Here is a 7,234-nt window from a genome sequence, read left to right as displayed (position 1 = left end):
TTTGTCCCCCAAAAACACCCCCAAAATGGGGCGGTCGATATTTCCCGGAGCCCCGCCCCCCCCCCGCCGGTGTTCGGGGGGGGGGCGCCCCCCCCGGGCCCCCCCACCCCACGTCACTTCGCCGGTACCTGCATGCGCCGGCTCGCGTCGATCACGGCATCACCATGGTCTTTCTCGACCTCGACATCGAGAACGGTGCAGACCCGTCCGAAGGACCAGTAGAACCCGGTCACCTGCATGATCTCGAGGATCTCGCGTGGAGTGAGGCGCTCCTTCACCGCGGAGAAGATCTCGTCGGAAACGGTCGGGGCGGCAATGACCGCGGCCACGAAGCGGATGATTGCGCGGTCATCGTCGGACAGCTCCGGGGCGTCGAAGTCCTTGCGCTCGATCGCGTCCCGTACGGCGTCCGAGACACCGACGGACGCTGAGATCGGCACGTGCTGGGTGAACTCGTATGCGCAGTCCGTGGCGCTGGCCGTGGTCAGAATGGTCAGTTCACGGTCTCGCGGGGAGAGCGCCAGCTGGGTGAACTGCGCCTGGCCCTGCCGGAGGAAGATCTCGACGGTGGCCTGCGAGTGCGACAGCATGTCGAATGCCGCGTGCTGCGGCAGCTGGTCGAGGAACTCACGCAGTTCCTTGGGAAAGTCCTGCCGGTCGGGGTAGGTAAGACGGGACACAACGGCTCCTTCTGGGAATGCGACGGTGAAGTGCTGCTCTGCGACGGCAGTGGATGGGCCACTCGGTATGCCGGGCCGTCAGGCCGCATGCCATACCACTCTCCGCGTCTTCGAGGTCCACACCATTTCGAATGGTTGGCCGCCCTCGCCGGACTGCGGGTCGATTGCCTGCATTTGCCAATCTAGGCTTGCGTGACCGTGACGCACCCAAGCTCGACTACAAATTCTCGTAGTGCTTATGCCAATCGGCATGGAGTCGCATTCCGGTCAGAGTGCTACCGCGACCGGGCGCGGGCGAGGCTGCTCGGCTCGATGGAACATTCGTGCCGACCCGCCGTCGACCCTCGCCGTGATTGTCGTGAGCGGTCCGCCTGCGGCGCACACCCCACGGCAGACAAGGGTGACGGAATCCTCCGTCACGTCCGGTAGAGACGGAGTGCGACCAGGGACGCGACGAGTCCGTCGCCGCTGCGTGGATCGAATCCGGTGAGTTCGTGCCACCGGCCGAGCCGGTAAGCCAGCGAGTTCGGGTGCAGGTGCAACCCGCGGGCCGCGGCGGCCACCGACAGGCCGTGGTCTGCGAATGCGACCACGGCCTGGGCCAGGTGGGGGTCCGTGCGCGCCGTGGCCACGGCCTTGGTGAACAGCGGAGCCAAGCGGGTGGCCTGCCCGCCGAGGCCGGCGGCGAGCCAGGCATCGGCGAAGTACACGACACGGCACTGTTCGCCCGTCCGGGACAGCGCCTGGGTCGCGTCGGTGATGCTGTCCGCCGCCCCGGCCAGGCCGGGGCGGGACAGGCCGACGCCGATCGCGGTGGCGTCCCGCCGCGGCGGGATGGCCGCGGCGGCTGCGGCCACGGCGTCCGGGTCGTGCCGCTGACCCAGGACCAGGAGCCGGGTGCCGGCGGTGGCGCAGTGGAGTTCGCCGGTCAGGGCGGTCAGCCGAAGGCGCAGCTGTTCGGTGCGGTCGTCCTGCCAGTCCTCGGCGGGCAGGCACAGCGCCTGGAACTCGCCGTCGACTCGGTAGCCGAGCGACTGGGCCATGGGGGCCGCCGCCTCCACCTGGACGGGGTCGGCGGTGAGTGCGGCGAACAGACGGTGGGCGAGCGTGACCCGGGTGACCTGAGCGCGCCGGACTTCCTCGCCGTAGGCCTCGGATGCGTTGCCGGTGAGGACCCGGATCCAGGTCCAGATGAGCGTGACCAGATGCGTCAGGTCGCCGACGTGCTCGGGGTGGTCGGCCGTGGCCCGCTGCAGGATCAGGTTCCACGCCTCGCGAAAGGTGACGTGGTAGGCCCCGAGCATGAGTTCGATGGGCAGGCCCTGCTCGGCACGCCGCCGCCCCAGCTCCCGGGCGTGCGCAATCTGCTCCTCCCCCGGCGGCCGCTGCTCGGCGATGCCGGCGAACAGCATGCGGCCCTGGTACAGCACGAAGTCCCGGTGTTCCTCCGTAGGCACGACGGCGTAGTCGGGGATCTCGGCCCGGATTCGCCGGACGACCTCGAGACTGATCACCGGCAGGTCGTCGGTGATGTGCGCGCAGATCTGAGCAACGGCGTTCCGGGCCGCGCCCGTGAGGGGCGTCGACAGTGCCGGGTTCTCGGATTCCACGAACTTGACCCTAGCATTTCCGGCTTTTCACCGTAGATCCAGAGCACCGAGTGGTGAAAATCTCAAATCTCGGACAGAAGATCGGCCGACGGGGAGGTGCCGACACGGGGAACCGTGAGGTCGAAGAGTGAGCGGCGAACGCTTGGCCCGACAGCACCCGGGCTCGTGGATTCCACAAATCCTGGCTCAGCATCTCCAGGCTTTCGCCGTAGTTTTGTCCGTTATGCAGTGAAATGCTCGAACCGTTAGCGAAAAACCCGTGGAACAGGCGCATCTGCCGGAAACCGAGGTCAGACATGACAGGCGACTACACCGTTGGCGACCACCTTCTTGCCCGGCTCGACGAGATCGGTGTCCAGCACGTGTTCGGCGTGCCGGGCGACTACAACATGGCCTTCCTCGATCGCATCGTCGAGCACGACCGCATCAGTTGGGTCGGCAACGCCAACGAGCTCAACGCCGCTTACGCAGCCGACGGCTACGCCCGCGTCAACGGGGCCGGCGCCCTGCTGACCACCTACGGTGTGGGCGAGCTCAGCGCGATCAACGGGATCGCCGGCGCCTACGCCGAATACGTCCCGGTCATCCACATCGTGGGCGCACCGTCCACGGCAGCGCAACAGGCCGGCGCGCTGCTCCACCACACCCTCGGTGACGGCGACTACCGGCACTTCGCCCGGGCACACGCCGAGGTCACCGTGGCCCAGGCCTACCTGAGCGCGGGCAACGCGATCGCCGAGATCGACCGGGTGCTGGCCACCAGCCAACGGGAACGGCGTCCCGGTTACCTCGTACTGCCCACCGACGTGGCCGCGAGCCCGGCCGAGCCGCCGACGCAGCCGCTTCTCGTACCCGCGCCAGAGGCATCGGCCCGGGTGCTGGCGGAGTTCACCGACGCCGCACGCACCATGCTGGCCGAGGCCGACACACTCGGTCTTCTCGCCGACTTCCTGGCCGACCGGTTCGGTGTCCGGGCCGAGGTGGCCGAGCTGGTCGCTGCCGGCCGGATCCCGAACGCGACGCTGTCCATGGGCAAAGGCGTGCTCGACGAGAGCGCCCCCTCTTTCACCGGCACCTACAGCGGCGCCGCCAGCGACAAGCGGGTGCTCGCCGCCATCGAGCAGGCCGACGTACTGCTGTCGGTCGGTGTGCGGTTCAGCGACAGCACCACTGCATTCAGCCACCGTATCGACGCGGAGCGGACCATCGACATGCAGCCCTGCGCCACCCATGTCGGCGACCGGGTGTTCGCTCCCCTGCCGATGCGCGACGCCGTGCGTGCGCTGACCGGGGTGCTGGCCGAGTCGGGCCGGTCGTGGGCGCGCCCGGATCTTCCGCCGCCCTCAGCCGATGACCTGGCCGACGAGACGCCCTCCGACAGCGCGGAAGCCTTGCGTCACGCGACGTTCTGGCCGACGATCCAGAGCTTCCTGAGGCCGGGCGACATAGTGGTCGCCGAGCTGGGCACCTCGCTCTTCGGAGCGCAGGCGATGCGGCTGCCGGCCGGGGCGACTTTCATCGGCCAGCCGTTGTGGGCCTCCATCGGGTACACCCTCCCGGCGACCCTCGGCGCACAGCTCGCGGCGCCCGGGCGGCGCACGATCCTGCTCATCGGGGACGGCTCCGCACAGGTGACCGCTCAGGAGCTCGGCACCCATCTGCGGGAAGGCTGCACGCCGATCGTGCTTCTGATCAACAACGGCCGCTACACCATCGAGAACGTACTCCACGGTGGGGAGCGTCGCTACAACGACATTCCCCGATGGAACTGGAGCCTGCTCCCGGCGGCCATGGGAGGCGAGTCGGCGGCCACCATGCGGGCGAGTACACCGGCCGAGCTGAGCGCGGCACTGGCCAGCGCCGCCGATCCGGCCGACCTGGTGCTGCTGGAGGCCGTACTGCCCCCGTCGGACGTTCCGGAGGTGCTCGTGCGGGCCACGGAGCAGTCGCTCGCCGCTGCCCACGATGCCGACGCGGACCGCTGAACACCGACGACACCCGGACCGACCATCGAGACACCCCATCGGCGGAAACAGCACTATGGATCCTTTTCTCCCCGGCACGCGGCATGGAAGCACGGCGATAATGCCGCGGGCCTGGACGGCCGCGCTGCGAATGATCAGTACGGTCCATGCGAGAGAGAGTGAGTACGTCCTGCGCCATGGCGTGAAGAGCCTGGCCGCAGCGGTGCTCGCGTGGCAGCTCATCGCCTTGTGGCTACCGGGGCAGCAACAGTTCCTCGGCGTCGGCACGGCGTTGGTCATGGCCAATGCGTCCACGGTGTACAGCTCGGTGGTCCATGCCGCGCGCCGGGTGGCGATCCAGGTGTCAGGTGTTTCCCTGGCTGTCGCCGCCGCCTGGTTGCTGGGGGCCACCGCCGGAGCCATCGTGGCCGTCCTGATCGTGGTGCTGTTCACCGGTGGACGTCGTAACGGTGAGGACCGGCTTCAAGTCGCTTCGACTGCGGTGATCAGCCTGACGGCCGCCGCAGCGGCTCCGGTCGGGCATGTGGTCGTCCCCGCGGTCTCCACCCTTGCAGGCGCCACGGTGGGAGTCGCGGTCAATGCCTTGGTCTTCCCACCGACGTATCTCAGCCAGTCCGACGCCGCCGTGCGCGGCCTGGCCCGCTGCACGGGCACGTTGCTGCGGGACATGGGCCGTGACGTGAGGGAAGGACGGTCTGCGAGTCACGCGCACCTCTGGCTGGAGAGGGCACGAGAGCTGGAGCGGCAGGTCTCGGACGCTCGCGACGAGGTGCAGAAGGCTGCTGAGAGCCTGCGCTGGAACGCCCGCGCAGCCGCGCACCGCCAGCACATGTCCGCAGTCTACGAATACGCCTTCGAAGTTCTCCAAAGGGCGTCGTTCCAGGTGCGAGGTATCGCCAGGACTCTGGCCGACAGCCTCGACCAGGACAGCACCGACCACGGCCTGAAGCAGGGATTCGCAGTGCGATACGGGGAGGCCCTCGAGTTGGCAGGGCAGGTCTTCCTCACATATGCCGCTCTCGGTGTGGCGGCCGACGCACGTCAGGACGATGCCCGGAGGCAGTTGCGCACAGCTATCGATCGCATGCTGACCTGGCATGCGACGGTGACCGATCTGCTCGAGCGCGGCGCACTGACCGATCTGAACGCATGGCAGGTCTACGGTTCGCTCGTCGCCGACGTGGAGCGACTCCTCACTGACCTGGACGGCATAGAGCCACCCGAAGAAGCAGGTGCGGCTGAAGTTGTCAGCGTTCGTGGCGTACTGAGTCGGTGATCCGATCGAGCATCTGTCTCGAACGTCTGTCATGAACATCTGTCGTGAGACACGGAGAGTAGACATGTCACGTGAGCCGAGAGCGAGGCGCGCAATGTCAGCCGCTGGGTCAACCGATGGCGTCGAAGCCTGGTGGTCAGGAGGCGAGTACGTCTCTCTCCGCCTGCGCGGCGTCGAGCACATGATCTTCGTACGCCGGATGGGCAGCGGGCCCCCGCTCACACTCCTGCACGGATACCCGGCGTCGTCCCACCAGTGGACCAAGATCGCACCCGAGTTGGCCCGCAACCACACCCTGGTGATGCCGGACTTCCTCGGCTTCGGCGCGTCCGCCAAGCCGCGCGAGCACGACTACTCCCTGATGGAGCAGGCCGATCTGGTGGAGGCACTGTGGGCGCACGACGGCTTGAGTGCCACCCGGGTCGTCGCTCACGACTACGGCAGCTCGGTCGGGCAGGAGTTGCTCGCACGACGTTCGGAGGGCTCGCTGTCTGTGGCCCTGGTCGACATGACTCTGATGAATGGCGGCATCTACCCCGAACTGCACCGGCGTACCGACGCGCAAAGCCGGCTCCTGGACCCCCAGCTCGGTCCCGTGCTGAGCGCGCAGGTCGACCTGGACCGATTCATCACCGACCTCGCCGTCACGTTCGCACCCGCCTACGACGCGCTGACCGACAGCGTGGATATGTGGCGGACGTACAGCCGTGACGACGGACATCTGAACTCCCATCTGCTGCTGCGCTATGTCCGCGATCGGGAGACGTACCGCGATCGCTGGGTCGAGGCGCTCGAGGGGACAGACCTTCCGCTTCAGTTCGTGTGGGGTCTTCAGGACCCGGTCTCCGGCGCGCACATCGCCGATCGGATCCGCGACTGCGTGCCCGGGGCACGGCTGCTCGAGCTGCCGGACGTGGGCCATTGGCCGTCGCTGGAGGCGCCGGAGCGAGTGATCTCGGCACATGAGGACAAGCGCTATTGATCGCGTATCGCGTTACAGGAGGCGACTGGTCCATGATCAATGAACCGGAAGAATGGACCGACCTCCGACAGGAGATGGCGGTCTGGCGGAACCGGTTCCTGCGGCTGCTCGACCGGTCGCCGGCACCCACTGCGATCAGCCAGCCCGATGGATTGCTGGTGATCACCAATCCCGCATTTTCTGCCCTGTGGGGCCTGACGCCGGGACATATGCGTGATCTCAACCTGCTCGATCTGCTGGTCTCCCCGGACGAGGAGTCACTGCTCAAGATCTCGGAGGGGCTTCGATTCGGGCGTCGTTTCCGCTACCCGATTCGAGTCGAGTGGGACGCCGTGGGCGTGACGAGAACCGGCCAACTCACCGTGGAACCGGTCAGCGACGAAGTCATCACTCCGACGCTGCTCATGGTGTTCCTGCACGTCGACCCGATGGCGCACGGGGCAGAACCAAATCTGGTGCAGGAGTTGTCACCGAAAGAAGAACGCATCCTGGCGTTGGTCGCGTCCGGAGCCACCTCCGCGTTGATCGCCCGGGCGGTCGGCCTCACGGCGGACGGCGTCAACTACCATCTCTCCCGGATGTGCCGCCTGCTGAAAGTGCCGAACAGGACCGCGCTGGTCGCCAAGGCGTATGTCCTCGGAATTCTGAGCCCCACGTCCTGGCCCCCCGGCTCCGAAGAAGGCAAGTGACGTCGGGCGAGC

General features: G+C 67.5%; 6 protein-coding genes. 4 read left to right on the top strand and 2 right to left on the bottom strand.

Annotated features, from left to right (window positions below; all coding sequences use genetic code 11):
• Window positions 1–113 precede the first annotated feature (113 nt).
• Entirely contained in the window at window positions 114–680 is a 567-nt protein-coding gene (locus ABT288_RS13860) for a carboxymuconolactone decarboxylase family protein (protein ID WP_351606425.1), read from the bottom strand.
• A gap of 416 nt (window positions 681–1,096) precedes the next feature.
• Window positions 1,097–2,290, bottom strand: coding sequence for a PucR family transcriptional regulator (locus ABT288_RS13855; protein ID WP_351606422.1), 1,194 nt, complete (start codon window positions 2,288–2,290; stop codon window positions 1,097–1,099).
• A 296-nt stretch (window positions 2,291–2,586) separates the two neighbouring features.
• On the opposite strand from ABT288_RS13855, the gene ABT288_RS13850 reads away from it, so the two are divergent.
• The 4 genes from ABT288_RS13850 (at window position 2,587) to ABT288_RS13835 (ending at window position 7,222) form a co-directional block, all read left to right on the top strand.
• On the top strand, window positions 2,587–4,275 hold the full coding sequence (locus tag ABT288_RS13850) for an alpha-keto acid decarboxylase family protein (protein WP_351606420.1): 1,689 nt from the start codon (window positions 2,587–2,589) through the stop codon (window positions 4,273–4,275).
• A 130-nt stretch (window positions 4,276–4,405) separates the two neighbouring features.
• The gene (locus ABT288_RS13845) at window positions 4,406–5,551 is read left to right on the top strand and encodes an FUSC family protein (protein ID WP_351606418.1); all 1,146 of its coding nucleotides are present in this window, start codon (window positions 4,406–4,408) and stop codon (window positions 5,549–5,551) included.
• Between the two features lie 181 nt (window positions 5,552–5,732).
• A complete protein-coding gene (locus ABT288_RS13840; RefSeq protein ID WP_351606416.1) occupies window positions 5,733–6,533 on the top strand; it encodes an alpha/beta fold hydrolase in 801 nt (266 codons plus the stop codon).
• Between the two features lie 32 nt (window positions 6,534–6,565).
• Window positions 6,566–7,222, top strand: a complete 657-nt coding sequence (locus ABT288_RS13835) for a helix-turn-helix transcriptional regulator (protein ID WP_351606415.1) — start codon at window positions 6,566–6,568, stop codon at window positions 7,220–7,222.
• Window positions 7,223–7,234: the final 12 nt, after the last annotated feature.

The organism is Streptomyces sp. NPDC001093, assembly GCF_040298985.1.
GTDB lineage: Bacteria > Actinomycetota > Actinomycetes > Streptomycetales > Streptomycetaceae > Streptomyces.
This window is presented reverse-complemented; position numbering and strand designations above follow the sequence as displayed.